The organism is Lysinibacillus sp. CD3-6 (assembly GCF_006351725.2).
GTDB lineage: Bacteria > Bacillota > Bacilli > Bacillales_A > Planococcaceae > Lysinibacillus.
In genome coordinates this window covers 1,672,524-1,696,365 of record NZ_CP085880.1, presented here as the reverse complement: position 1 = coordinate 1,696,365, position 23,842 = coordinate 1,672,524, and the positions used below count along the sequence as shown (strand labels likewise).

General features: G+C 38.6%; 25 protein-coding genes. 6 read left to right on the top strand and 19 right to left on the bottom strand.

Annotated features, from left to right (window positions below):
- Nucleotides 1–125: 125 nt before the first annotated feature.
- Nucleotides 126–1,370 (bottom strand): Zn-dependent hydrolase, encoded by a 1,245-nt coding sequence (locus FH508_RS08085; protein ID WP_173478495.1) that lies wholly within the window; start codon nucleotides 1,368–1,370, stop codon nucleotides 126–128.
- 139 nt (nucleotides 1,371–1,509) lie between these two features.
- Here FH508_RS08085 and FH508_RS08080 point away from each other — a divergent pair, with 139 nt between their 5' ends.
- Together FH508_RS08080 and FH508_RS08075 are read left to right on the top strand one after the other, a co-directional pair.
- The gene (locus tag FH508_RS08080; protein ID WP_173478494.1) at nucleotides 1,510–2,679 is read left to right on the top strand and encodes a PucR family transcriptional regulator; all 1,170 of its coding nucleotides are present in this window, start codon (nucleotides 1,510–1,512) and stop codon (nucleotides 2,677–2,679) included.
- Nucleotides 2,680–2,892: 213 nt separating this feature from the next.
- Nucleotides 2,893–4,422, top strand: coding sequence for a CoA-acylating methylmalonate-semialdehyde dehydrogenase (locus FH508_RS08075; protein WP_173478493.1), 1,530 nt, complete (start codon nucleotides 2,893–2,895; stop codon nucleotides 4,420–4,422).
- Between the two features lie 87 nt (nucleotides 4,423–4,509).
- Here FH508_RS08075 and FH508_RS08070 read toward each other — a convergent pair whose 3' ends face one another.
- The 9 genes from FH508_RS08070 to panB all read right to left on the bottom strand — a co-directional run bounded on the left by FH508_RS08070 (nucleotide 4,510) and on the right by panB (nucleotide 13,297).
- The gene (locus tag FH508_RS08070; RefSeq protein ID WP_173478492.1) at nucleotides 4,510–4,866 is read right to left on the bottom strand and encodes a DUF378 domain-containing protein; all 357 of its coding nucleotides are present in this window, start codon (nucleotides 4,864–4,866) and stop codon (nucleotides 4,510–4,512) included.
- A gap of 262 nt (nucleotides 4,867–5,128) precedes the next feature.
- Nucleotides 5,129–5,611, bottom strand: a complete 483-nt coding sequence (locus FH508_RS08065) for a methylated-DNA--[protein]-cysteine S-methyltransferase (RefSeq protein WP_173478491.1) — start codon at nucleotides 5,609–5,611, stop codon at nucleotides 5,129–5,131.
- A complete protein-coding gene (locus tag FH508_RS08060; RefSeq protein WP_173478490.1) occupies nucleotides 5,598–6,512 on the bottom strand; it encodes a DNA-3-methyladenine glycosylase family protein in 915 nt (304 codons plus the stop codon). The genes FH508_RS08065 and FH508_RS08060 overlap by 14 nt, the downstream gene beginning before the upstream one ends.
- Complete coding sequence (locus tag FH508_RS08055) at nucleotides 6,509–7,084, bottom strand: bifunctional transcriptional activator/DNA repair enzyme AdaA (protein WP_173478489.1); 576 nt, start codon at nucleotides 7,082–7,084, stop codon at nucleotides 6,509–6,511. The genes FH508_RS08060 and FH508_RS08055 overlap by 4 nt, the downstream gene beginning before the upstream one ends.
- Before the next feature lie 19 nt (nucleotides 7,085–7,103).
- On the bottom strand, nucleotides 7,104–7,871 hold the full coding sequence (locus FH508_RS08050) for an isocitrate lyase/PEP mutase family protein (RefSeq protein WP_173478488.1): 768 nt from the start codon (nucleotides 7,869–7,871) through the stop codon (nucleotides 7,104–7,106).
- A gap of 171 nt (nucleotides 7,872–8,042) precedes the next feature.
- A complete protein-coding gene (gene dinG / locus FH508_RS08045) occupies nucleotides 8,043–10,814 on the bottom strand; it encodes an ATP-dependent DNA helicase DinG (RefSeq protein WP_173478487.1) in 2,772 nt (923 codons plus the stop codon).
- A gap of 406 nt (nucleotides 10,815–11,220) precedes the next feature.
- Complete coding sequence (gene panD / locus FH508_RS08040; RefSeq protein ID WP_173478486.1) at nucleotides 11,221–11,604, bottom strand: aspartate 1-decarboxylase; 384 nt, start codon at nucleotides 11,602–11,604, stop codon at nucleotides 11,221–11,223.
- A 1-nt stretch (nucleotide 11,605) separates the two neighbouring features.
- Nucleotides 11,606–12,460, bottom strand: coding sequence for a pantoate--beta-alanine ligase (gene panC, locus FH508_RS08035; RefSeq protein ID WP_173478485.1), 855 nt, complete (start codon nucleotides 12,458–12,460; stop codon nucleotides 11,606–11,608).
- Nucleotides 12,461–13,297 carry a 3-methyl-2-oxobutanoate hydroxymethyltransferase gene (gene panB, locus FH508_RS08030; RefSeq protein WP_173478484.1) on the bottom strand — a complete coding sequence of 279 codons (837 nt, stop codon included), beginning with the start codon at nucleotides 13,295–13,297 and terminating at the stop codon, nucleotides 12,461–12,463. It abuts the gene before it with no gap.
- 540 nt (nucleotides 13,298–13,837) lie between these two features.
- Here panB and FH508_RS08025 point away from each other — a divergent pair.
- Genes FH508_RS08025 through FH508_RS08015 form a run of 3 tightly spaced genes read left to right on the top strand, consistent with a single transcriptional unit; the run spans nucleotide 13,838 to nucleotide 15,584 of the window.
- Complete coding sequence (locus FH508_RS08025; RefSeq protein WP_173478483.1) at nucleotides 13,838–14,158, top strand: PadR family transcriptional regulator; 321 nt, start codon at nucleotides 13,838–13,840, stop codon at nucleotides 14,156–14,158.
- The gene (locus FH508_RS08020; RefSeq protein WP_173478482.1) at nucleotides 14,151–14,750 is read left to right on the top strand and encodes a DUF1700 domain-containing protein; all 600 of its coding nucleotides are present in this window, start codon (nucleotides 14,151–14,153) and stop codon (nucleotides 14,748–14,750) included. Before FH508_RS08025 ends, FH508_RS08020 begins: the two co-directional genes overlap by 8 nt.
- Complete coding sequence (locus tag FH508_RS08015) at nucleotides 14,751–15,584, top strand: DUF4097 family beta strand repeat-containing protein (protein ID WP_173478481.1); 834 nt, start codon at nucleotides 14,751–14,753, stop codon at nucleotides 15,582–15,584.
- Between the two features lie 66 nt (nucleotides 15,585–15,650).
- Here FH508_RS08015 and FH508_RS08010 read toward each other — a convergent pair whose 3' ends face one another.
- The 7 genes from FH508_RS08010 to FH508_RS07980 all read right to left on the bottom strand — a co-directional run bounded on the left by FH508_RS08010 (nucleotide 15,651) and on the right by FH508_RS07980 (nucleotide 21,293).
- Nucleotides 15,651–16,634 (bottom strand): biotin--[acetyl-CoA-carboxylase] ligase, encoded by a 984-nt coding sequence (locus FH508_RS08010; RefSeq protein WP_173478480.1) that lies wholly within the window; start codon nucleotides 16,632–16,634, stop codon nucleotides 15,651–15,653.
- Nucleotides 16,635–16,722: 88 nt separating this feature from the next.
- Entirely contained in the window at nucleotides 16,723–17,253 is a 531-nt protein-coding gene (locus tag FH508_RS08005) for a GNAT family N-acetyltransferase (protein ID WP_173478479.1), read from the bottom strand.
- A gap of 145 nt (nucleotides 17,254–17,398) precedes the next feature.
- Entirely contained in the window at nucleotides 17,399–18,574 is a 1,176-nt protein-coding gene (locus FH508_RS08000; RefSeq protein ID WP_173478478.1) for a CCA tRNA nucleotidyltransferase, read from the bottom strand.
- Entirely contained in the window at nucleotides 18,561–19,706 is a 1,146-nt protein-coding gene (gene bshA, locus FH508_RS07995; RefSeq protein WP_173478477.1) for an N-acetyl-alpha-D-glucosaminyl L-malate synthase BshA, read from the bottom strand. Before bshA ends, FH508_RS08000 begins: the two co-directional genes overlap by 14 nt.
- 31 nt (nucleotides 19,707–19,737) lie before the next feature.
- Nucleotides 19,738–20,142 (bottom strand): methylglyoxal synthase, encoded by a 405-nt coding sequence (gene mgsA, locus FH508_RS07990; protein WP_173478476.1) that lies wholly within the window; start codon nucleotides 20,140–20,142, stop codon nucleotides 19,738–19,740.
- 18 nt (nucleotides 20,143–20,160) lie between these two features.
- Nucleotides 20,161–20,958: a 4-hydroxy-tetrahydrodipicolinate reductase gene (gene dapB / locus FH508_RS07985; protein WP_173478475.1), complete on the bottom strand. Its 798-nt coding sequence runs from the start codon at nucleotides 20,956–20,958 to the stop codon at nucleotides 20,161–20,163.
- The gene (locus FH508_RS07980; RefSeq protein ID WP_173478474.1) at nucleotides 20,958–21,293 is read right to left on the bottom strand and encodes a nucleotide pyrophosphohydrolase; all 336 of its coding nucleotides are present in this window, start codon (nucleotides 21,291–21,293) and stop codon (nucleotides 20,958–20,960) included. The genes dapB and FH508_RS07980 overlap by 1 nt, the downstream gene beginning before the upstream one ends.
- Before the next feature lie 114 nt (nucleotides 21,294–21,407).
- On the opposite strand from FH508_RS07980, the gene FH508_RS07975 reads away from it, so the two are divergent.
- Nucleotides 21,408–22,277 (top strand): YitT family protein, encoded by an 870-nt coding sequence (locus FH508_RS07975; protein ID WP_173478473.1) that lies wholly within the window; start codon nucleotides 21,408–21,410, stop codon nucleotides 22,275–22,277.
- Between the two features lie 223 nt (nucleotides 22,278–22,500).
- Here the strand turns inward: FH508_RS07975 and FH508_RS07970 are convergent, their stop codons facing one another.
- Together FH508_RS07970 and FH508_RS07965 are read right to left on the bottom strand one after the other, a co-directional pair.
- Complete coding sequence (locus FH508_RS07970; RefSeq protein WP_370635710.1) at nucleotides 22,501–23,187, bottom strand: zinc metallopeptidase; 687 nt, start codon at nucleotides 23,185–23,187, stop codon at nucleotides 22,501–22,503.
- A gap of 48 nt (nucleotides 23,188–23,235) precedes the next feature.
- Complete coding sequence (locus FH508_RS07965) at nucleotides 23,236–23,832, bottom strand: lipoprotein heptaprenylglyceryl N-acetyltransferase LhaT (protein WP_173478472.1); 597 nt, start codon at nucleotides 23,830–23,832, stop codon at nucleotides 23,236–23,238.
- Between the last annotated feature and the right edge of the window lie 10 nt (nucleotides 23,833–23,842).

Below are 23,842 nucleotides of genomic sequence, written 5' to 3'. Positions count from 1 at the left end.
GATAGTTTGCAAAATCACCATTAAAAAATTAACTGCCTTTATTGTCACAGCTCTGCTAGCTTTTTCTGTGGGGTCATCGAGTCCGTCATTTTCCTACCAACTTGTCTATTAATATTCTAGTAAAACTAATTTACCGAGTACGATGCGCCCATACTATATTTCGTTTGCATCGTTAATACCGTTTCAAGTAGTACGTCTGCTCCCTTTGCACAATCTTCAAACGCTGTTTCCTCCTCCTCGCAATGACTCTTACCTTTAATGCTCGGTACAAATATCATTGCTGAAGGAATTATACTCGCAATATATTGCGCATCATGCCCTGCGCCACTAAACATTCGATGAGCGCTATAACCAAAGCGTTGGCAAGACATTTCGATCTCATCACAAATTTTTGTATCAAACATTACCGTATCTCTACCCCACAGTTTGACTGGCTGTATGCGGCACTCCACATCCTCTGTAGGCAAAGCATTCAAAATTTCTTCAACCCTTTGCATTACCTCAGGCTTTTGATGACGAGAATCAATTGTAAATGTCACTTTATTTGGAATAACGGTATGAATATTAGGAAAAACATTCATTCGGCCAAATGTAAATACGAGTTGGTCGTCAATTTCCTCAAGTTGTTCATGTAAAGATAACATTGTTTTTGCTGCAACAATCATTGGGTCTTTGCGCATTGACATCGGGGTCGTTCCAGCATGATTCGATTCACCTGTAATCGTAATTTCATAACACACCATTCCAAGCACCCCTTGAACAACTCCAATTTCCAATTGCTTCGCTTCAAGTACTGGCCCTTGTTCGATATGAAGTTCGATATAAGCTAGCGCTTCTTTTAATCGATGCTGTGGGTCCCCCTCATAACCACTAGCTTTTAACGCGTCTTGAAAGGACATGCCATTTTTATCGAGCGACAGTAGCATTTTATCCTTTTCAAATTTCGAAGCAATTACGCCTGAGCTCATCATCGCTGGATCAAAGCGAGCACCTTCTTCATTTGTAAAATTAACAATCATTAATGGCACATCTAGCTCAACATCGTTGTCCTTTAATGTTCTAATCGCCTCTAAAGCTGTTAAAACACCTAAAACACCATCAAACTTGCCACCCTTTTCAACAGAATCTAAATGTGAGCCCATGACAATTGGAGGAACTTCCTTTTTCCCTGGTAGAAGGGCATAGATATTAGCCATATCATCCACCTTGATTTCCATCCCTAATTCCTCGCAGCACTTACAAAAATAATCCCTAGCTAAAACATCCTCATTCGAAAGAGACAAACGCGTTACGCCACCGTTTCTAGTAGCCCCAAACTGACTAAATTGTTCAATTGAATCTTGCAATCGTCTACTATTACATTTATACATATGCAAGTCCTCTCTTTCACAGTAGTTAATAAATATTCTAAATTAGATAAAATTTACGAGATATGGATATAAAACTAAAAAAATATGTGCATCTGCACATGATATATGGTAAGTTATGTTCATATTAAGGGGGGAAACTATGGGAACGATTCGCAAAATTGTGGAGGGAGTTCAATTCCCTATGCTGACATTAGTAGCTGGACAAAGTGGGTCACATCGCAGAGTTACTGGTATTAACGTAGTAGAGAGCATTGATTTAATTATGTTTTGTCGACCAAATGAACTTGTCGTCACTACAGGTATTAACTTATCACAGCAAGAAGATTCCTTAGAACAACTCGTTAAGTTAGCTTACGAAAAAAAAGTAGCAGGCTTTATTATTAACATTGGCCCTTATATTTCTGCTATTCCTCAGTCAATCATCACTTTTGCTAACGAGCATGATTTCCCTGTTTTTCAAATGCCCTGGCATTGTCGAATAGCTGATTTATTAAAAACTACTTTTCAATTCATTGCAAACCATCACCAAGAGCTTTCCATTGAAGAAAAGGTCCTGTATCATTTACTTTTTCACTATAAAAAACATAATGAATCGATAAAAGAACAATTGATACAACTTGGATTTCCACTAGGTAGAGAGCTTGCCATCATCACTTGTTCAATGATAGGTAGCCAGTCTAGCATCGACCGCTACGAGGTCATGGTCCAATTTGCATTCCAACATCGCTATAAACGGTTTTTAAAACTTAAACATAAAAATCACCTCATTTTTTTAATTGATAGATCACAAATCAATACACCAAACATCCCCTTCTCGAAAATTGTTGAAGAAATCTATGATAAAATTAAACAAAAAAATGGTTCCCTCGATATGATTATCGGTAAAGGAAACTACCAAAAAGAGCATGAAAATATACGTAAAAGCTATGAAGAATCTTTAACTGTCATACAATTAGCACAGCTTCATAACAACCGATTTTTATATAAATATAAAGATATTGGTGCCTATCAAATTATTATGGCCGTTCAAAACCAACCATTAATGCAATCCTTTAGCCAAGATATATTAGGTCAATTACATCGCTACGATGAGCTACACAATACGGATTATGTAGCATTTTTGCGCATTTTTCTCGAGGAAAATGGCAGCACGAGTAAAATAAGCGAACGACAATTTATTCATCGTAATACCGTCCTATACAAAATGAGAAAAATAGAAATGCTTTTAGATATGGATTTAACAAACCCTTTTACAAAAACAAATCTTTACTTAGCTTTTTTGATAGAAGATGTGTTAACGCATCATTAACTAGGGTTTGTAACATCATCTTACTCCCAAAATATATATCTGAATTTTCAATTAATATATTGTCCTTCTAAAACAATTAAGCTATTCATATAAAGTAATAATGGAGTGATCGCCATCTGTTGCCAATAAGCGCAACAGCTTAACAGCTACTAATAGATTTTCGTAGTAGTGCTGCAAATTGAATTGTTTATTATTGCTATACTTGAAGGAGGAATGTTTAAGTTGGTTACGAATACGGGTGTAAAAGAACTCGGGCACTTTATTAATGGAGAAATTGTAGTAGGAAAAAGTAAAACCTTTTCAAATGTCTACAACCCAAGTACAGGAGCAGTAATTGCACGAGTCCCACTTGCCACAAAGGAAGAAGTGCAAGAAGCAATCGTTAGTGCCCAAAATGCCTTTCCTGCTTGGCGCGGACTTTCAGTTGGAAAGCGGGCTGAAATTGTACTAAAGTTTCGTCAATTACTAACAGCACGCATGGATGAATTAATTGACATGATTTGTACTGAAAGTGGGAAAACGATTGAAGATGCCAAAGGGGAAATTACAAGAGGCTTAGAGTCAGTCGACTTGGCAATTAATGCCCCCCATTTATTAAAGGGCGAGTATTCAGTTAATGTAGGCGGGAACATTAATGCCTATTCAGCAAAAGCACCACTTGGCGTTGTTGCTGCCATTTCTCCCTTTAACTTCCCAGTGATGGTACCCCTCGCTATCACTAGTATGGCCGTTGCAGTTGGGAATGCCGTTATTTTAAAACCATCTGAGCGTGTTCCTTGCTCTGCCCTATTTTTGTCTGAGCTTTGGAAGGAAGCAGGTTTACCAGATGGAATTTGGACTGTTATTAATGGGGATAAGGATACTGTAAATGAACTTTTAACAAATCCCTCTATCGAGGCAATTTCATTTGTCGGTTCGACACCAGTTGCAGAATATATTTACGCAACAGGCTCAAAACATGGCAAACGCGTGACAGCATTAGGTGGTGGTAAAAACAATATGGTTGTTATGCCAGATGCAGATTTAGAGCAAGTGGCAAATGCGTTTTTAGGTGCAGCTTATGGTGCAGCATCCCAACGTTGTATGGCCATTTCTACCATCATTCCAGTTGGTGAAACTACAGCTGATAAGCTTGTAAAAATATTAGCTGAAAAAATAGCAGCTTTAAAAGTAGGACCGTATACGGATCCAGAAGTTGATTTTGGACCTGTTATTACTCAACAATCGAAAGAGGCCATCATTGGCTTTATTGACCGTAGTCTTCAAGAGGGGGCTACTATTGTGTGCGATGGTCGTCAACCAGACATCTCTAAAACGTCTAATGGTTTTTATTTAGGCCCAACATTATTGGATAACGTCAAACCAGGTATGGAAATTTATGAGCAGGAAGTATTTGGACCTGCACGAAATGTCGTACGTGTCCAAACGTTGGAGGAAGCGATTGATTTAATTAACAATCACGAATTAGGGAATGGCGTAACGATTTTCACGAATAATGGAGCTGCCGCTCGAAAATTTACTTCCGAAATTGAAGTCGGTATGGTAGGCGTAAACGTACCAATCCCAATTCCTGTAGGCTACCACAATTTTGGAGGCTGGAAACGGTCAAAATTTGGTGAAGGTCATATGTTTGGACCAGACCAAGTTCGCTTCTTTACAAAAGCAAAAACAATTTCCGAAAAGTGGTTTGAGGATACTACAGAATCTGCATCTTCCTTTGCTTTCCCAAGTAATAACGACTAAAAATATAAGCCGTCTCAGTTGTACATTTGAGACGGCTGTTTGTTACGAAAAATTAATGCACCTAAAGAACAATCTGTTTTAAAGTGCTTACTTTTTCTTGTTTTTGGTATTTGTATTGGTATTGGTATTGTTATTTGTATCTTTTTTATTCGTTTTTGGAACGTCTGTGAAGTCTGCTTCTTCCCCAGCTTCCATACCATAACTCGGGTTGCTGTTAATACGAGTATGCGTCTCGAGGTTCTCTTCCCCATCCAAACGCTTTGCAAGGATTGGAATCGATATAAGTCCAGCAATTCCTACTAGTGCATATACCCACCTAGACAATACAGCTGTTTGTCCACCAAATAAATATGCGACTAAATCAAATCTAAAAAATCCGATTAGACCCCAGTTAATTGCACCAATAATTACGAGAACTAAGGCAATCCTATATAATGTTCCCATTCGTAGTCCCTCCTTTCTTTCTTTAATGGCAAAGCAAGTCAAATGTCTGGCAAGCTAAACCTCACCATTATTCTTTATGACGAATGAGCCATTAGTGAATGTGTCATGTAAGTTATTTACAACACTCATAATGACGGTCTTATTTTTCGCAATAACTGTTTTTTTATACAAGGTGCGCTTTGACTGCAAAAAAGCATACAAAAAGCACTAATAAATCTTAAAATGACCATTTATTAGCGCTTAATATTTCGTTATAGTTAGTTTATTTACCTTTGTGAAATGACTTTTCATGTTGAAGTAACCATTCTTTCCGCCATAAACCGCCAGCATACCCAGTTAAAGTTCCATTCGAACCGATAATCCGATGACAAGGAATAACAATGCTAAGTTTATTTTTGCCATTTGCATTGCCAACAGCTCTTATCGCTTTTTCATTGTTAATTGATAGGGCAATTGTTTTGTATGTCCCTATTTCTGCATAGCCTATTTTAGTCAATGCTTGCCATACTTGTTTCTGAAAGTTCGTGCCTTCAACGCTATAAGGAAAAGTAAAAGTGAAACGTTGACCCTTAAAATATTCATCCAATTGCTTTAGGCAATCAAGTAAAATTTTCGGTGTTGAATCTTTTGGAAAGTTTATTATGTGCGGCCGTTCGGTAAACATAATTGAACAAACGGCTTCAGAACTGCCAATAATTTCTATAATCCCTATAGGAGAATCGTAATCCACTTTATACATTGTCATATAATGACCTCCATAAATAAAAGGTTGCATAAGCTTGCCATCCTTGCCAAAGTACTTCAAACTCTTTTAGCTCATCTATTGTTGGTTTGCGATCTAATGCTAGTTGCACTTTCAAAGCATTATGGAGTCCAACATCGGCAATGGGAAACGAAGTTGGATTATGAAAACATTTCATAAGGACATAATCCGCAGTCCATGCACCAATTCCTCTTATTGCCATAAGAATTTTTTTAATGTTGGCACTATCTTCTTCCTTTAGTAATTTTTCTTTCGTTAATTCACCGCTTGCCATCGCTTGTGCAATTGCAATAATATATTCCGATTTTCGAACAGTAAATTGCAATGCTCTTAAATCTTCTATATTTAGAGAGGCAATTTTTTCACATGTCGGAAATAGCCAATATGTTTTCCCCTCATAAGTCACATGCTCACCAAAATGTTCTACAAATCGTTTTTTGAGCGTATAGGCGAATGTTAAATTTATTTGTTGCCCAATAATTGCCCATACAAGCGCTTCAAATAAATCAGGAATACCTATTATTCGTAATCCATCATATTTTTTTACTAGTTGCTGCAAAATCTTATCTTTTTGTGCCATTTTATAAAATGGCGTCAAGTTTCGATCTAAGTCGAACCATCCCCTTATATAAGCTATCACTTGTACAACAGCAGTTTGGGAAGGTGTTTTAAGCGGAAAGTGAACCTGAATCTTTTGTCCGCTATAGCTAATTTTACATAAAATAAATTCATTATGAATGTTTAGCAATTTGTATAATATTTTATTTTGTATCGTATGCAGTATTTCATGATTTGATCTAGCTAAAAATAATAAGCATTCATCATAGTTAAATAACATTGGCGTACTGATTTCAATGTAGCATTTTTCCTCTGACTGTTTCATAATTCTAGCTCCTTATTTTGCCGATTGCGATATTCAGTAGGAGAGCAGCTTTTTTGGCGCCGAAAAACTTTGTAAAAATTAGAAGAACTAAGAAATCCTGTTTCAAAGCAAATTTCTAAAATCGTTAAATTCGTACTCTTTAATAAATGTGCCGCTTTATCGATTCTTATTTTTTCTAAATAAGTACGTGGAGTTTCAGCAGTTGCTTGTTTAAATAATCGTTCGAGATGGAATGGGCTTATCCCAACATGATTGGCAATTTGCTGCAACGTAAGCGTTTGCTTGTATTCCGTCATTAAAAATGATGTAACTACTTTGATAAGTTGCGCATGTGGGGAGTGCTCAACTTCAGGTTGACACCGTTTACAAGCACGAAAACCTGCTTGTTCAACCTTTGTTCGATCATCATAAAATGCTACGTTTATTTTTTTGGGCTTTCTTGACCTGCACGAGGGACGACAATAAATTTTTGTCGTTTTCACTGCTGTGAAAAATAATCCATCATAAGTTCGATCACAAGCAATGATTATCTCCCACATCTCATCAAACGAAAGATTGACGTTAATATCCATTAAACCCCTCCATTTTCAGCTATTCATATAAAAATGATGTATCTCTTGTCTCCATTAACTGTGTTGCATTTTTTGTTAAATAAGCCATGATTGTATCAGATAATGCATTGCCAAAACTAAAACGTTTAACGCCTAATTGTTGTAGCGTCTGACAATTTGTTAGACCTGGTAACGACATTAAATTTATTGGCGCATCAATCGCTGAAGTCATTTCTCTTATTTCATCATGATCTATCATCCCTGGTATAAAAATTCCACTAGCACCGCTGTCGACATATGCCTTCGCTCTTGTCATTGTTTCTAAAAAGGGCTGCTCCATTTGAAAATATGTATCTGTCCTTGCGTTAATAAAAAAGTCTTTATAACCATGTTGATCTAACATCGTTCTCATTTCTGCTAATAGGGAACAATGTTCATTAATATTTCTTAGTCCTTTTTGTTGTTTTAGTGAATCCTCAATATTAATACCTGCCACGCCAACATCGGCTGTTCTTAATACATTCTCTAATATTGTTTTCGTATCGCTTCCATACCCTGATTCAATATCCGCTGAAACTGGAATATTGACATTCTCGGTAATTGATTTAATTATAGCTAAATGTCTGTTAAAATCGATACATTCACCGTCTGTATATCCAAGCGAATTTGCGATTCCCCAGCTTGTCGTTCCTATAGCTTTAAAACCCGCCTTTTCTAGCGTTAATGCGGATAATAAATCCCAAACATTCCCTAATAATAATAAATCTTGTGTTGTATGTAACGCATTGAATGTTTTTATTGTCGTCATATTTAATCCCCCTATACATGATAGATATCATCTTAACAGGGGTGCATCAGTCATTTCGTCCTCATTCTTGCTCTTATGGTCCATTGCAGACACTTATATAACATTAAAAAGCTACATCATTGCACCAATTATTAAAAGTCCCTCCTAGCATAATGCTAAAAGGGACCTTTATTATTTCTGCCAATTACTTAATTCTTTTAATAGCTCTGGTAATTGTAATTTCCTTACATTTATCGGTGGTAATGCATGAATAAATTCTTTTCCATAGGATTTTGTGCTAATACGGCGATCTAACACAATAAATGCGCCCTTATCTTGCGATGAACGAATTAATCGGCCAAACCCTTGCTTAAAACGCATAATGGCTTCAGGTAAAGAAAGCTCAGTAAATGAGTTGCGCCCTTGCAGTGTGATATGTTTGGCACGGGCTTTGAACACGGGCTCTTCTGGAGAAGAGAACGGTAGTCGTACTACGATAACCGAAGAAAGTGCGTCACCTGGAACGTCTACACCTTCCCAAAAGCTATTTGTTCCAAATAACACTGCTTGGCTAAATTTCTGAAATGACTTGAGAATACGCATTCGACTACCACCTGTCACACCTTGTGCGAAGAGCATATAGTCATCGAGCAGCTCACTATCCTGTATGAGCTCAACCGTTTTGCGCAACATATCTTGTGCAGTGAATAGCACAAAGCAGCGGCCTTCCGTCATACGAACCGTACGTGTAATGGCATGTGCAACCGCCTCTATATATTCCGCCTGTGTAACTTGTTGAATATCTGGCATATCCGTGACGATAAATGCCTTTGCCCCTGCATAGTACGACGGAGGTGCCTGTAACTTTACGACCTCCACACTGTCTGAAATACCTAACTGACGTGTAATAAAACGTTCATTACCTGGCACGGTTAACGTACCAGAAGTCCAGACGATACTTGCTTGGTGACGGAGTGGCGCAAGCACCTTCTCAATGATTGGTGTAACATTTACTGGCTTTTTAAAGACATGTAGACTACCTGGGACACTGCGCAAATCAAACTCAAACCACACTGAATTATCCTCATGGGGTAATAGGAAAATTTCCTCCCATTCGGCAATTCTTAGCTTCATTTCACGAATCCAATAATGCCACTCAGATACAATAAATATTTCATTTTTGTCTAATTGTTCAATATTATTTTCAAATGCTTTGCCCGCTTCCACTGCACGGTCTAGCCATTGCTGTAATAATTTGCTGACTTGTAAGAGTGGCTCTTTTGCAAGAGATACATCCTCTAAAAACAGTGTACACTTGCTACTAGTCTGTTTGCCTTTAATCTGCTGTTGCACTTTTTGTACGACACGCTGAATTGTTTCATCGAACACACGCTGTAGGCGTATAAATTGCTTGTCAAGTTGCTGTAAACTTTGCATCGGAATGCGTTGCTTCTTTTTAGCCGCCTGACTAAATTGCTGAAAGAGGGCTGTTTCTTCCATTGTACCAATTTGTCCAAAAATATATTTCCATTGAGTATACGAAAAGACCGTTTCATCTTGTTGCATAGCTGCTTGAATAACTTGATGTGCTTCATCAATAATCCAACCATCAATTTGTGTAAAAATGGGTGTTTGTCGAACTAAATCACTAATGACCATTGAGTGATTTGTCACGATACAGTCCGCTGTTGCACTATTTTTTAACGCTTGCTCGTAGAAATCAAAGCCCTTTGTCGGTTTGTCATCAGGTATTTTACGGATTTTTTCTAAAAACAGTTGCCCTCCGCCCGAAACATTAAGTTCACTTAACACACCAGTTTGCGTTTTTGTCAGCCATACAAGCAATTGTAAAATTGTAAAGGTATCATCATAGGATTCATCCGCATATGCCATACACTGCTCAAAGCGTGCGAGGTCAATATAATGCTGCATGCCCTTAAGGACAGCTACATTTACTTTTGTACCAAGAATTTTTTCGATTTTCGGTAGTTCCTCTTCGACGAGCTGCTCTTGTAAATGTGCTGTATACGTACTGATCGCTATCTTTTTATTGTGCGCTCGCGCATATAAAATACTAGGTAAAAGATATCCAACTGTTTTTCCGATGCCTGTCGAAGCCTCGATAACGCATTCTTTTTTCGTATTCAATGCTTGCCAAATCGTATCCATCATTGCAAATTGTGCTGGTCTTTGCTCAAAGTTAGGCATAGCCTTTGTCATCATTGCTTCTTTATCTTTAGCAGTTTGAGGGTAAGGTAATAGCTCAGACTGAAAAACCTGTTTTTGACGTCCATCACAAATTGCAAAATTTCGATAGTAGGTAATATTTTCATCAGTTGAACTTTGATGGCGTTTTATTTGTAATGCCTCAAAGAAGAGCTGAGATAAGTTAGATTTTAATCGGAACGAGCGTTTATGCATTTGTTCCAGCGTTAGTTGTGGAAGGTTAAGAAGCTCCTCCCAACAATGTTTAAAAAGCTCAGCTGTTGCAAGCGCATCATCGTCCGCTCTATGTGCATTTTCAAGCTCGATATTTAAATCGGCTGCTAAATCACCTAGCTTAAAACTTAGTGACATAGGAAATAATATTTTTGCTAGCTCTACCGTATCCATTTTCTTACCATGCCATTTTGGTAAACCAGCTCGTTTGAATTCTGCTTGTAAAAAGGATAAGTCAAAATCGGTATTATGCGCGACAAAAACACTATCGGCAATTAATTCATATATGTAGTCCGCATGTGCCTCGAACGGCAATGCATCCTTAACATCCTCGTCCGTAATATGCGTTAAATCTTGAATAAAGGATGGAATAGATTTTCCTGGATGAATAAATTTCGTATAGGTGCGCTCTATTTTCCAATCCTTCATAACTACAATGGCAATTTGGATCATACGGTCACCATTTGCTGGAGAATGACCTGTCGTCTCCAAATCAACAATTGCATACTTTTGACTTTCCATCATACATCTCAACTCACAGTTCACATTAGATAGATGAATTTTATCATAAATTCATCTCGCTGGTCATCCTTCCGCCATCTTGGATGAAAGAAAATGCTTTTTCGCTAATGTTTTTCCATAAAACGCCTCAAAATTGTTTGAAAATTGAGTGAGTGTCTGATACTTTAACATAGACAACTAGCAAAACATAGGCTTCTAAAAGCGGAAAAATCCACTTCGCTTTCCGCGGGCACATTGTAAGCCGCAACCGTCGCTATCGCGCCGCCTGTTGCGTCTTACATTGTGTGCTGTTCCCGCAGGAGTCTTCGTGGATTTTTACTCGACTATACAAAAATGACTTGCATTGAAATTGTGTGAGTGACTGGCACTTTTCACGTAAATTGTGTGAGAATTGTGTGAGTGACTGGCACTATAAGATAGTTGCTTCAGGCTCGTAGGCAATCATTTCTTTAATTGTATTGCCTTCTCCCATAATTGCTACTGTTGGTTTATGTTCTTTTGCCTCTGCATTATCTACATAAACATAAGAGATAATGATAACAATGTCTCCACGTTGGACGAGGCGCGCTGCTGCACCATTTACACAAATAACGCCTGAACCACGCTCACCTGCAATAATATAAGTTTCAAAGCGAGCACCATTATTATTATTTACGATATGCACTTTCTCGTTTGGTAGCATACCGACTGCATCTAGTATATTCTCATCAATTGTGATAGATCCTACATAATTTAAATCCGCTTCCGTAACTGTAGCACGGTGGATTTTACTATTCATCATCATTCGTAACATATTATTTTCCTTCTTTCACATTAAAAATACAATTATCGATTAAACGTGTTTGTCCGATATAAACAGCAGTTGCTAAAAGGACTTGTTCCGTTTGAGCTGTTACAGGGAGTAGGTCTGGGTAAGCTAATAATTCGATATAGTCAATTTTGCCATGTGTGCTTTTAGTAATGTGAGCCTGTGCTTTTGCCAATGCCCCAGTTGCATCACCATTTGCTAAAAAACTGTCTTTTGCAAGCTGTAAAGCCTCATATATAGCTGGTGCTTCACTGCGATCTTTAGCACTCAAGTAGACATTACGCGAAGATTTTGCTAAACCATCTTCCTCACGTACGATAGGCACGACACGCATTTCTAAAGGAAAATGATAATCACGTACCATCGTAGCGATAATAGCCGCTTGCTGCGCATCCTTTTGACCGAAGTACGCACGGGTTGGCTGCGTTAAGTGAAATAAAATAGATACGACCTGTAATACGCCATCAAAATGACCTGGTCGACTTGCCCCACATAAAATGGTTGCCTGTTCGCCTGCATGGATGAAAATTCCACCATTATGCGGATATATCTCGTCAACACTTGGTGCAAAGACAATATCTACACCTACAGATTGTGCTAAAGCCTTGTCACGTTCTAAATCACGAGGATAACTTTCAAAGTCCTCATTTGGACCAAATTGCGTCGGATTAACGAATATACTCATCACAACAAGGTCATTTTCCGCACGAGCTTTTGAGGCTAATGTTAAATGGCCTTCATGCAAATAACCCATCGTTGGCACTAATCCAATGGTTTTTTGTGTTAGCTTAGCTGCTTGTATTTCTGCAGTTAGTGCTTCGATTGTTGTAATGACTTTCATTTATTTAACGCCTCCGTATAGCTGATCTAATGCTTCATCCTTCATCGTGAAGGAGTGTTTTATTGTTGGGAATGTCCCTGCTTTCACTGCATTTACAAAACTTTCAATACCACTACTTGCTTCACTTCCCATATCGGCAAAGCGTTCCACAAATTTTGGCACATGATGTGATCCATAGCTTAGCATGTCATGGAAAACTAACACTTGTCCATCTGCCTCAAGTCCAGCGCCAATGCCAATCGTCGGAATCATTAGTGCAGCGGATACTAACTCTGTTAGCTGATGTGGAATACATTCTAATACAATGGCACAAGCCCCCGCAGCTTCACACTTTTTGGCATCCTCAATAAGTTGTTGTGCCTGTTCAGCTGTCTTCCCCTGTACCTTGTAGCCACCAAGTACGCCTGCTAATTGCGGTTGCAATCCTAAATGGGCAACGACAGGGATACCTGCTGATGTTAATTTACGGATTACTGGCAATACATCCCCTGCTCCCTCTAGCTTAAGAGCATCTGCCCCTGTTTCCTGCATCATGGATACCGCTGTTTTTAAAGTGTCGTTAATCTCACCTTGATAAGACCCAAATGGCATATCCACAATCATAAATGTATTTTTTGCCCCGCGACGTACAGCTTTTGCATGATGGACCATATCCGCAACCGTAACTGGCATCGTTGATGAATAACCAAGCACAACCATTCCAAGCGAATCGCCTACAAGAATCATTTCAACACCTGCTTCCTCAGCAAATGTTGCGGATGGATAATCGTATGCCGTTAACATAACGATTTTCTCTCCTGCTGCTTTCATTTTTAAAAAATCTGATGTTGTCTTCATTGTGTAGTCCTCCTTTTTTAAGGAAAAAAACAAAAAGACCTTTCTATTCCGAAAATGGACAGAAAGGTCATGGGTTCGTTCAGAACTGTTTTACCCCATTGTCAACAGATTAGTAGGCTTTTGTATGCCTATGCAAATAACAATCCGTGACATGACGTTGAGGCTTTCACTTCATTTAACCAACTAGAAACAAGCCAATACAATTTTGTAGGTAGACTGTTTCCACTCAATCAAGTTAAATTTTGAACGCATCGTTTTCTTCCGTCCCTGTCTATAAAGATCAAGGCAGATATTTGTTGTAATTGGTAAATCAATTTTGAAGGTGCCGTTCACAAAGGATACTGCCCTTCAGCACTACTATAACAGATTCCAATTAATCTTCAAATATTTTTTTCTAGTAATTGACTTCCCGCTAAAATTTCCCTCTCCCATTATTTTCACAAAAATTGACAAACACATACTATACGTCATATACTATCAGCATACTATACAGCATATAATATAAAACCTTGTATAGGTAATTGAATGTGAGGTGGAAAGATGACATTTCAGCTAGGCTCCGCATTACTCGACGCTTGTGTACTTGCAATTGTTGATAAGGAGGATGCATACGGCTACTCATTAACACAGCAAGTACAATCTGTGATGGATATATCCGAATCAACACTGTATCCAGTATTGCGCCGTTTACAAAAAGCGAACTACCTAACAACCTATGATCAACCTTACCAAGGGAGAAATAGACGGTATTACCAAATAACCGAGCAAGGGCGGATACGATTGCTAGAGCTTTTACAGGAATGGCAAATGTATAAGCAAAAAGTTGACTGTGTACTTTTAGGAGGGAAATTAGATGGATAGAGCTAGCTATTTAAAAAAGCTACGCAGCAAATTAAGTCGGCTTCCAGCGCACGAGCTAAATGCTGCGCTTGTCTATTATGAAGAGTATTTTGATGAAGCAGGTGTAGAAAACGAACAGCAAGTCATTGCGCAACTAGGGTCTCCCTCTGTTGTTGCCTCACAAATAATGGCTGATTTTGCCATAAAGGATTTAGATGCAACACCCCCATCTACAAAGAAAAATATGACCGCGATTTGGCTCATTATTCTAGCAATATTATCGGCACCACTATCAATACCATTACTTGCAGTTGCAGTAGCACTAATTATATCGGTTGGAGCCGTCATTTTCAGCTTTGTTGTGGCGATTGTAGCAACAGTTTTAAGTATCTTTTTAGGCGGTGTTGTTGCACTTATTGCAGGTTTCTTTGTGTTAACAGAGCACTGGCCAACAGCACTTCTCTTTATAGGAATAGGGCTAATTGTTACTGGATTGGGCGTTCTCCTTTTCCCAGCCGTAGCGCGCTTGATTAAAAAAATTGGTCTTGTTTGTGTAGAAGTTTTGGCAAGTTTATTCCGTAAAATCACAAAAAAGCGTAAAGGGGGATTTTAGATGATTTCGCGATATAAGCTCATTGCGCTTAGTATGATTACTTTAGGTATTTTGCTTGCCGTCATTGGTTTTTCCTCTGGAGGAAAATTGAATATCGTACAAGAGGGTAATGGCTTCACTGTACCTACTAAAAATGGGCTCGAAAATAATTTTTATACACTTGAAGCATTTACAGACCTGCACATAAATAATGACTATGGGGATGTTGAAATACTTCAGTCAGATAATTATTCATTAGAAACAAACGTTATGAAAAATACGGATGTGACTTATAACATTAAAGATGGTACTTTGACAGTTGAAACGAAAAGTAAAAGAAAAAGTGGCATGTCGATTGGCATTGGCTCATGGAAGTCACCCTCCATAAAAATTACGGTTCCAAAAGATACAAAATTAAATTCGCTAGTGATTGACAGTAATTTTGGCGATACAATACTTAAAGGTTTTCACTACAAACAACTCAATGTTAAAGAGGATTATGGCGATATCCTACTGAAAAATATTACTGGAGAAAAAACGGAAATAACACAGGCATTCGGTGATTTAACGCTTGACCAATTTAATGGTAACGGCTTTATTGTTGAGAGCGAGCATGGGGATATCAATATAAATGGGACACTTAACGGTCAATCTAAGATTACCTCTAGCTTTGGAGATACTTCGCTACACTTAGACAATAACAAAAGTGATATAGGATTCGAATTAAAAACAAGCTTTGGCGATATTACAGTGAATGATAGTTCTCAAAATAGTAAAGTTTCACAGCTACATGCAGGAGAAAATCAGCTTAGTATTTCTCTTTCTCATGGAGATATAGAATTATCTTTAAAATAATAGATAGAACAGCCGTTAGTATAACTAAAAGCTGCATGGAAATTAATAACCATGCAGCTTTCTTTTTTATAAAATTTTAATATCTCCCGAATAAATTGTTCGAATTGTACCATCTTCTAATGTTAGCTGTAGCACGCCTTCATCTGTAATGCCGCTTGCAATTCCTTCAAAACGTTCGCGTAAAGTGGTCACCTCAATACGCTGTCCTATTGTGCATGACATTTGCTCCCATAGCTCCTTAATGCTAGAGAAGCCCTCTTTTACGAAAAGCTCAGTAAACTGCTCTAAATATTGTAAAATCGTTGCAACAAGCGCGGCACGATTAATTTCCTCTCCTGCAGCTAATCGTAGCGATGTGGCAATATTGGCGATGTCAGGTGAAAAATCATTTTCTTGCTGGTTGGCATTGATACCGATCCCTACAAGTAATGCTTGTACAAGGTCAGCCTCTGCTTGCATTTCTGTTAAAATTCCTGTACATTTTTTGCCGTTTATTAGTAAATCATTTGGCCATTTTATGGCAGGCTCAACATTTTTGTATAAAGTTTTAATCGCCATTGTCACTGCTACGGCTACGACAAGTGTAAATGAAGACGCTTGCTGTGGTGATACATCTGGTCGTAAAATAATGGTCATCCAAATACCCGTGCCTTTTGCTGATTCCCACGGTCTAGACATGCGACCACGTCCTGCCGTTTGCTCTTCACCAATGACAATCGTTCCATCTGGCGCACCTTCTTGTGCTAGCTTATGCGCAATTGTTTGTGTGGAATCCACCACATCAAAATAGTGAATTTCTCGTCCTAACCACTCTGTTTTTAAAAATAATTCTAATTGTGTTGGACTTAAAGTATTCGGCACACCAGTTAATACATAACCTTTTTTCTTAACGGTTTCAAAAGTATAGCCTTCCTCCTGTAGCGTCTGCATATGCTTCCAAATCGCCGTACGTGATACACCTAGTGAATCTGCCAATTCTTGTCCTGAAACCGCCTCACCGCTCGCTACTAATAATCTTTTTAAAATTTCATCTTTCATGGACATACTCATTCTCAAACCAATCCTTTAGTATTTTTCTTCATTGCAATCTTGAATTACGAACGAACATCAATGGGTTAACACAAAAGGTCATTAAGATTTACCATTCATGCATTAAAATACTGTATAAAAGAGAATCTCGCCAGCCATCTCTTAATAACAAATCTTGTCGTATTCTACCTTCATTGGTCATGCCGACTTTTTCTAACACTTTTGCAGAGCCAACATTTCTTGGGTCACAAGTGGCGAAAATACGGTGTAAATTCAATGTCTTAAATCCAAAATCAATTAGCAGCTTCGATACTTCTGTTGCATATCCGTTCGCCCAATAATCTGGATGAATAATATAACCAATCTCACCTTGTCTATTCGAACTATCTCGAATATTAATCTCTCCAGCACCAATTACCCGTTCCTTTACAATGACGGCAAAAACAAAGCGACTTCTAGGTATGATTGAAGCATCTAACATTACTTGTGTGACAAACTCATATGACTCTTTTTCGGAGTTCGGACCCCAAGGTTGATATTGACAAACAATTGGTTGAGATGCGTATGCATGCACAGCTTCCCAATCCTGACGTTCCATCGCTCTTAGTATAACGCTTTCCCCTTTGAAATGGTCGATCATCATCAACCCCCTTTGATTGAAATTTTATTTATGTATAAATCGTTTTCGTTTCATCCTTAAAAAAATAAGCAAGTGACCTTTTAATGACGTACTTTCAATGGTCACTTATTGTCACTTGCCCTATTTTCATTTTATAATCCACTAGTCATCCTTCAAGGTCATACTCCCGCTCAAACCAATCTTTGATGTCTTTGCGCTCATTAGACAGTTCCCCATTAATAACAGCCGTTAAAATCAATTGCAAGGCTTCTTTTAACCATGGTCCTCGTTCTTGTCCAGACCATTGTAGTAAATCCATTCCATTTACTACAAGCTCTTGGCGATGTCTTATTGGTAAGCGTGCCTGAGCCTCCCGTATACTTTGCTGCGAGTTGGTTGCTAGTTCTTTCAACTGGGCAAAGTATTGTGCTGTTTCGAGCTCCTCTAACGAATACGTAAAATAGTCCATACTTGTCCAGCCTTTTTGTAGCGCATGAAACGCACTTAAAACAGCTTTAACAAATGCCATTTCCTTATTAGACAAACGATAGGCACGCAATACTTCCTGCCATTGCTCTTCTTGTAGAAGAGCAAAATACGCCCAACCACAAGTTGCATTTTTTACAGAAAAACCATGCCAATGCTCTCCTTGAAAGTTACCTTGCAAATAGGATACTAGTCCACTTTCTTCAAGCTTTCGAATGCCATTATAAACATCTTTTCCTACCCAAAGCTTATCAAGTTCAGCCTTAATGCGCTCTTTGGCAACCCATGCGATATCTGAAGCTTTTTCCTGCATTGCTTGAAGTGTCTTGGCCTCGATTGTAAAGCCAAGCTGTGCTGAAAAACGCACAGCCCTTAGCATCCGTAAGGCATCCTCAGCAAAACGTACTTTGGCTTCTCCTACTGCTCGAATCACACCAGTCTCAATATCACGTTGTCCACCATAAAAATCTACAAGCGAGCCATCTCGACGCATAGCTATCGCATTCATCGTAAAGTCACGACGCTGTAAATCTTCTTCTAGAGAGCGAACAAAATGAACCTCCTCTGGTCTTCGATGATCCGAATATTCTCCGTCCGTACGATAGGTTGTTACTTCAACGGGTGCTGTCGGCTCAAGAACAAGCACAGTGCCGTGTTGAATACCAATATCAACCGTACGATTAAAAACAGTTTTAACTTCTTGTGGCAATGCATTTGTCGCTACATCGACATCATGTACAGAACGATTTAATAGGGCGTCTCGCACAGCTCCGCCTACGACAACTGCCTCAAAGCCCGCCTCCTCCAATTGTTCAATAACAGAGAAGGCAGCCTGCCATTCTTTATTGTTTTGCATGGTTTTTTTCAGCAACCTTTTCATACAGTTGTTCATACTGCTCAACAATTTTAGATGAGTGGAATTTTCCACTCACTGCACGCATTGCTGCTTCGCGGAAACGAAGTAATTTATCTTCATCGTTCAGTAACTGTACAGCATAGTCAGCTACAGCATCCGTATCGCCTAATTCCACTAAATAGCCATCTACACCATGATCAATGACTTCTGGTATCCCACCAACGGTCGTACCGATACATGGCACACCACAAGCCATTGCTTCAAGCAAGACAAGTCCAAAAGATTCTTGTTGTGAAAGTAACAGCTTTAAATCACTAATAGCGTATAATTCAGCTAAATTTTCTTGTTTGCCTAAAAATAATACGTCCTTAACATATGGGCTTTCTTTTACTTGATCCATCACACGATGCTTTTCAGGTCCATCCCCTACTAACAGTAGCTTCGCTTTTACATTTTCACGGATTTTCATAAACGCATCGACAATATGAGGGAGGTTTTTAATTTTTCGGAAGTTAGAAACATGAATAATAACTTTTTCATCTTCTTGAATGCCAAACTGCTCTTTTAAGTTACCAGCATTTTGCGGACGATAGACACGCTCATCCACGAAGTTGTATATCGTTTCAATGGGCTTAACAGTATCAATAAGTTCGTAGGTTTGCTCTTTTAGTGACTCTGAAACTGCTGTCACAATGTCAGATTTATCAATACCATATTTAATAGCTTGTGACAGAGTAGAATCCTGTCCAAGAACGGAAATATCCGTACCATGGAGCGTTGTCACAATGCCAATATTTTGCCCACTCATTTCTCGGGCTAGTACCGCACATACGGCATGTGGGATTGCATAATGTACATGTAGCACGTCTAACCCTTCATCTTTAATCACGTCCGCCATTTTACTCGCTAATGCAATATCATATGGCGAATACTGAAATACTGAATAATTGTTCACTTCTACTTCATGGAAAAAGACGGTCGGATAAATTTTATTCAATCGAAATGGTACGCTTGAGGTGATGAAATGAATTTCGTGCCCTCTCTCTGCTAGCATTTTTCCTAATTCTGTTGCAATTACACCAGAGCCTCCAACTGTTGGATAACAGGTAATGCCGATTTTTAGCTTTCTCATTCGATAATCATCCTTTCTGAATTCACGTCTTTTAGTCTCGTCTTTCTTGAATCAGTCTCCAATCCACAAAGCCCTCTTGTAGGCCCTTTAGTAGTATTTCTGCAGTTCCCATATTTGTTGCCAGTGGCACTTGGTAAACATCACAAAGACGGATAAGTGCAGAAACATCTGGCTCATGTGGTTGTGCTGTTAATGGATCACGGAAGAAAATGACCATGTCCATATCATTATTGGCAATCATAGCGCCAATTTGTTGGTCCCCTCCAAGCGGACCCGAGCGGAAACGTGTAACCTCTAAGCTTGTTGCATCGATAACACGTTGCCCTGTTGTACCTGTTGCGTAAAGTGTATGTTCATTTAAAATATCACGATACGCGATAGCAAACTGTACTAGATTATCTTTTTTACGATCATGTGCAATTAATGCGATTTTCATAAGTTTTCCATCCGTTCTTTAGATGATGTTTTCTAAACCATAAACTAGCTGATCCATTTTCATAACTTCTTCTACACAAAATGCAACGCCAGACATAAAGGAATTACGATTTAATGAGTCATGACGGATTGTTAATAATTGACCGTCTCCTCCAAACAATACTTGCTGATGTGCCACTAAACCAGGTAAGCGAACAGAATGAATTCGCATACCATCAAAATCAGCCCCTCTTGCGCCTTCAATCGTTTCTTTTTCCTGTGGATGACCTTGCGTTTTTTGTGCTCGCACCTCTTGGATCAGTTGTGCTGTTTTGACACCAGTACCAGATGGTGCATCCAACTTTTGGTCATGGTGCATTTCAATGATTTCTACATCGGGTAAGTATTTTGCTGCTTCTTTAGCGAATTTCATCATCAGGATTGCCCCAATCGCAAAGTTCGGTGCAATAATGCATCCTAACTCCTTCTCATTAGCAAGTGCTGATAATTCTTCAAGTTGCGCATCTGTAAAACCAGTTGTGCCAATAACTGGTCGTACATTTAAATTTAAAGCTTCTTTTGTATGATTATATACTGCATGTGGATTCGTTAAATCTACTAATACGTCAGGTGCAGTTACTTCTACTAGCTCATTCATATCTGTAAAGATTGGTGCTGTATAACTTGCTGGAAACATCTCTAAATCAGCTAATGTCTGGCCAACCTCTTTATAATCAAGTACAGCTACTAACTCCATTTTGGCATGTTTCATAACTGTATGTACAGCTTCAGCTCCCATTTTTCCTCTTGGCCCTGCAATTGCTACACGAATCGACATTATTCCTCTTCCTTTCTTGTCCAGCGATCCTTATCTCTCGTTTCAAATTTATGTATGACGCGTAAAAGTGCCTCATCTAATTTTATACCTTGAGCATTAGCAAAGCATACTAAAACAAAGAAAAAGTCACCTAATTCTTCTTCAATACTATTCGTTGCTTCAGAGCTCTTTTTCTTTTTCTGCCCGTATACGTCCTGTACTTCGCGTGACAATTCTCCAAGCTCTTCCGTTAAACGTGCGAGTAGTTCAAAAGGAGGGAAATAACCTTCCTTAAATTGCCCAATATAGTCATCCACACGTTTTTGCAAGGCTTGCATCGTTATCTGTTCTGTCATCCCATATCACACTCCTAATTACCATCGTATAAAATTTACACCATTGTTGTCAAAAACAATAAAATGACAGATAATAAAACCACTACTTCATAGTTAGGAATTACAGGAGGTCTTATGTTCAAACAGATCAGAATTCGTAATATTATCGCAATAATGCTCGGAGCAGCCATTTATAGCTTTGGTTTTGTACACTTTAATATGCAAAATCAGCTAGGTGAAGGTGGTTTTAGTGGGATTACCCTTGTTCTCTATTTTACACTAGGTTGGGATCCCGCATTACTTAATTTAATCTTGAATATTCCAATGTTTATTTTAGGTTGGCGCCTACTTGGAAAAAAATCTTTTATCTACACATTAATAGGTACAATTTCAGTATCCATTTTCCTGAAAATATTTCAGAAATACCAGTTCACGATTCATTTAGAGGATGATTTATTCCTCGTGGCACTGTTTGCTGGTGTTTTCGTTGGACTAGGGCTCGGTATTGTTTTCCGCTTCGGTGGCACTACTGGCGGTGTGGATATATTAGCACGTCTCGGCCATAAATATCTAGGCTGGAGCATGGGGAAAACAATGTTTATTTTCGATGCTATTGTTATTATAATATCGTGGCTAACATTTTTAGATGCACGTTCTATGATGTATACGCTAGTTGCTGTCTTTGTAGGTGCACGCGTTATTGATTTTGTTCAGGATGGTGCCTATGCAGGACGTGGAGCACTCATTATTTCTGAGAAATCGAGTGCAATTGCGGATATGATTGCATTACGTATGGAACGAGGCGTTACGATTTTAGAAGGGCATGGTCACTTTACAAAGCAAGCCAAAGAAGTGATTTACTGCGTTGTTGGACGCAATGAAGTTGTACGTTTAAAATCGATTATCCATGAAGTTGATCCTCATGCGTTCGTCTCCATTTCGGAAGTTCGTGATGTGGCGGGAGAAGGCTTCACGCTCGACGATCAAAAACAACCATTACATTAAAATGAAAAAAGTGTTAGATTGAGTAACTCAATCTAACGCTTTTTCTTGCTAAAGGACGATGTGATCCGCTACAGGGATTGCTTTTGTTTTATCGGCGATTGCCCGTGTCTTATCGGCGATTCTTCGACTTTTATCGGCGATTACTCATGTCATATCGGCGATTTTCCCCTACATACAAATAAAAAACTTGTTATAGTGGTCATCCCACTATAACAAGTTTTTCTTAGTCATCACTACGCATATTTGTAAAGATTAAAATTAATCGTAATAATTCTAAAACAGCTACTGCTGCAGCAGCTACATAAGTTAACGCAGCGGCACTTAACACTTTACGCGCTGGACGTTCTTCTTCGTTCGTAATAATACCAAGTGAATTCATTTGCACGAGTGCACGCTTTGAAGCGTCAAACTCAACTGGTAATGTTACTAATTGGAACACTACGCCTGCTGCTAATAATACGATACCTAGCAATAACATATTAGATAAACCAGAAAAAATTCCGATCATCACGAAAATCCAAGATGCGTTTGATGAAATATTAGCAACTGGAACAAGCTTACTACGTAAAGTAAGCATTGAATATGCCTCTTTATGTTGAATGGCATGGCCTACTTCGTGGGCAGCAACCGCTGCACCTGCTACACTTGCCTCATAAAAGTTACTTTCTGATAATGCGACTGTTTTTGTCGCAGGGTTGTAGTGATCAGATAACACACCTTGTGTTGGTACAACTCGCACATCGTACAAGCCGTTCGCATCTAAGATCGCCCTTGCTACCTCAGCACCAGTTTGTCCCTTCATGGTACGTTCCTTTGCAAACTTATTATACGTACCTTTTACCTTCATTTGAGCGTACAATGGCAGTAGCATAATAATCGCAAAATAAACAATATACATGCCTGTTGACAATTTCCTAACCCCTTTCTACCTCGATACTATAATTCTATAGAGATTTCCCTAATTGGGCAAATATTTGCGCCACCTAATTGAGAAAATAGCGATGAAAATACAAGCAATTGATAACCAAAAAGTAAAATATCCAATAGCACTTGTATATTCCGCTAAATCACGATACATTGGCATTTGCCCAAACACATAGTCTATGACATCATTATGCAAAGTCCAAACGGCTGCAACCGCAACATGCCAATACGAAAATACATATTTACCGATGTAAAGGATTCCTTGAAATGCCATCGCAAAATGGGATCCGATAAGCATCCAACCTTGCCAGCCAATGTAGCCTGTTTCTACTAAAGTCCAAAGATTCATTACATCTGCCCAAATACCATATTTAACTAATGTGACAAGTGCTAACACTTCCATCAATGGCCATCTTTTTCCTACTATCCATGCCAACAGCACAAAACAAAAAAACAAACTAGCAGTCGGACTATCTGGTACAAAAATATAAAAAATCGGCTTCGTAATCGCTAATTGCCAGCCATACCAATAATAGCCGTAAATCGTTCCTAACAAGTTGATAAGTAGTAATATGATTAAAAATGTTTTATGCGTAAGGAGGTACCAAATATTTGCACGTGTCATTTGCATGATTAAAACT

Bases quoted from the DNA above. Each gene is read 5' to 3' on its own strand.
- FH508_RS08085 (WP_173478495.1), bottom strand. From the start codon at position 1,370: ATGTATAAATGTAATAGTAGACGATTGCAAGATTCAATTGAACAATTT.
- FH508_RS08080 (WP_173478494.1), top strand. From the start codon at position 1,510: ATGGGAACGATTCGCAAAATTGTGGAGGGAGTTCAATTCCCTATGCTG.
- FH508_RS08075 (WP_173478493.1), top strand. From the start codon at position 2,893: ATGTTTAAGTTGGTTACGAATACGGGTGTAAAAGAACTCGGGCACTTT.
- FH508_RS08070 (WP_173478492.1), bottom strand. From the start codon at position 4,866: ATGGGAACATTATATAGGATTGCCTTAGTTCTCGTAATTATTGGTGCA.
- FH508_RS08065 (WP_173478491.1), bottom strand. From the start codon at position 5,611: ATGACAATGTATAAAGTGGATTACGATTCTCCTATAGGGATTATAGAA.
- FH508_RS08060 (WP_173478490.1), bottom strand. From the start codon at position 6,512: ATGAAACAGTCAGAGGAAAAATGCTACATTGAAATCAGTACGCCAATG.
- FH508_RS08055 (WP_173478489.1), bottom strand. From the start codon at position 7,084: ATGGATATTAACGTCAATCTTTCGTTTGATGAGATGTGGGAGATAATC.
- FH508_RS08050 (WP_173478488.1), bottom strand. From the start codon at position 7,871: ATGACGACAATAAAAACATTCAATGCGTTACATACAACACAAGATTTA.
- dinG (WP_173478487.1), bottom strand. From the start codon at position 10,814: ATGATGGAAAGTCAAAAGTATGCAATTGTTGATTTGGAGACGACAGGT.
- panD (WP_173478486.1), bottom strand. From the start codon at position 11,604: ATGTTACGAATGATGATGAATAGTAAAATCCACCGTGCTACAGTTACG.
- panC (WP_173478485.1), bottom strand. From the start codon at position 12,460: ATGAAAGTCATTACAACAATCGAAGCACTAACTGCAGAAATACAAGCA.
- panB (WP_173478484.1), bottom strand. From the start codon at position 13,297: ATGAAGACAACATCAGATTTTTTAAAAATGAAAGCAGCAGGAGAGAAA.
- FH508_RS08025 (WP_173478483.1), top strand. From the start codon at position 13,838: ATGACATTTCAGCTAGGCTCCGCATTACTCGACGCTTGTGTACTTGCA.
- FH508_RS08020 (WP_173478482.1), top strand. From the start codon at position 14,151: ATGGATAGAGCTAGCTATTTAAAAAAGCTACGCAGCAAATTAAGTCGG.
- FH508_RS08015 (WP_173478481.1), top strand. From the start codon at position 14,751: ATGATTTCGCGATATAAGCTCATTGCGCTTAGTATGATTACTTTAGGT.
- FH508_RS08010 (WP_173478480.1), bottom strand. From the start codon at position 16,634: ATGAGTATGTCCATGAAAGATGAAATTTTAAAAAGATTATTAGTAGCG.
- FH508_RS08005 (WP_173478479.1), bottom strand. From the start codon at position 17,253: ATGATCGACCATTTCAAAGGGGAAAGCGTTATACTAAGAGCGATGGAA.
- FH508_RS08000 (WP_173478478.1), bottom strand. From the start codon at position 18,574: ATGCAAAACAATAAAGAATGGCAGGCTGCCTTCTCTGTTATTGAACAA.
- bshA (WP_173478477.1), bottom strand. From the start codon at position 19,706: ATGAGAAAGCTAAAAATCGGCATTACCTGTTATCCAACAGTTGGAGGC.
- mgsA (WP_173478476.1), bottom strand. From the start codon at position 20,142: ATGAAAATCGCATTAATTGCACATGATCGTAAAAAAGATAATCTAGTA.
- dapB (WP_173478475.1), bottom strand. From the start codon at position 20,958: ATGTCGATTCGTGTAGCAATTGCAGGGCCAAGAGGAAAAATGGGAGCT.
- FH508_RS07980 (WP_173478474.1), bottom strand. From the start codon at position 21,293: ATGACAGAACAGATAACGATGCAAGCCTTGCAAAAACGTGTGGATGAC.
- FH508_RS07975 (WP_173478473.1), top strand. From the start codon at position 21,408: ATGTTCAAACAGATCAGAATTCGTAATATTATCGCAATAATGCTCGGA.
- FH508_RS07965 (WP_173478472.1), bottom strand. From the start codon at position 23,832: ATGCAAATGACACGTGCAAATATTTGGTACCTCCTTACGCATAAAACA.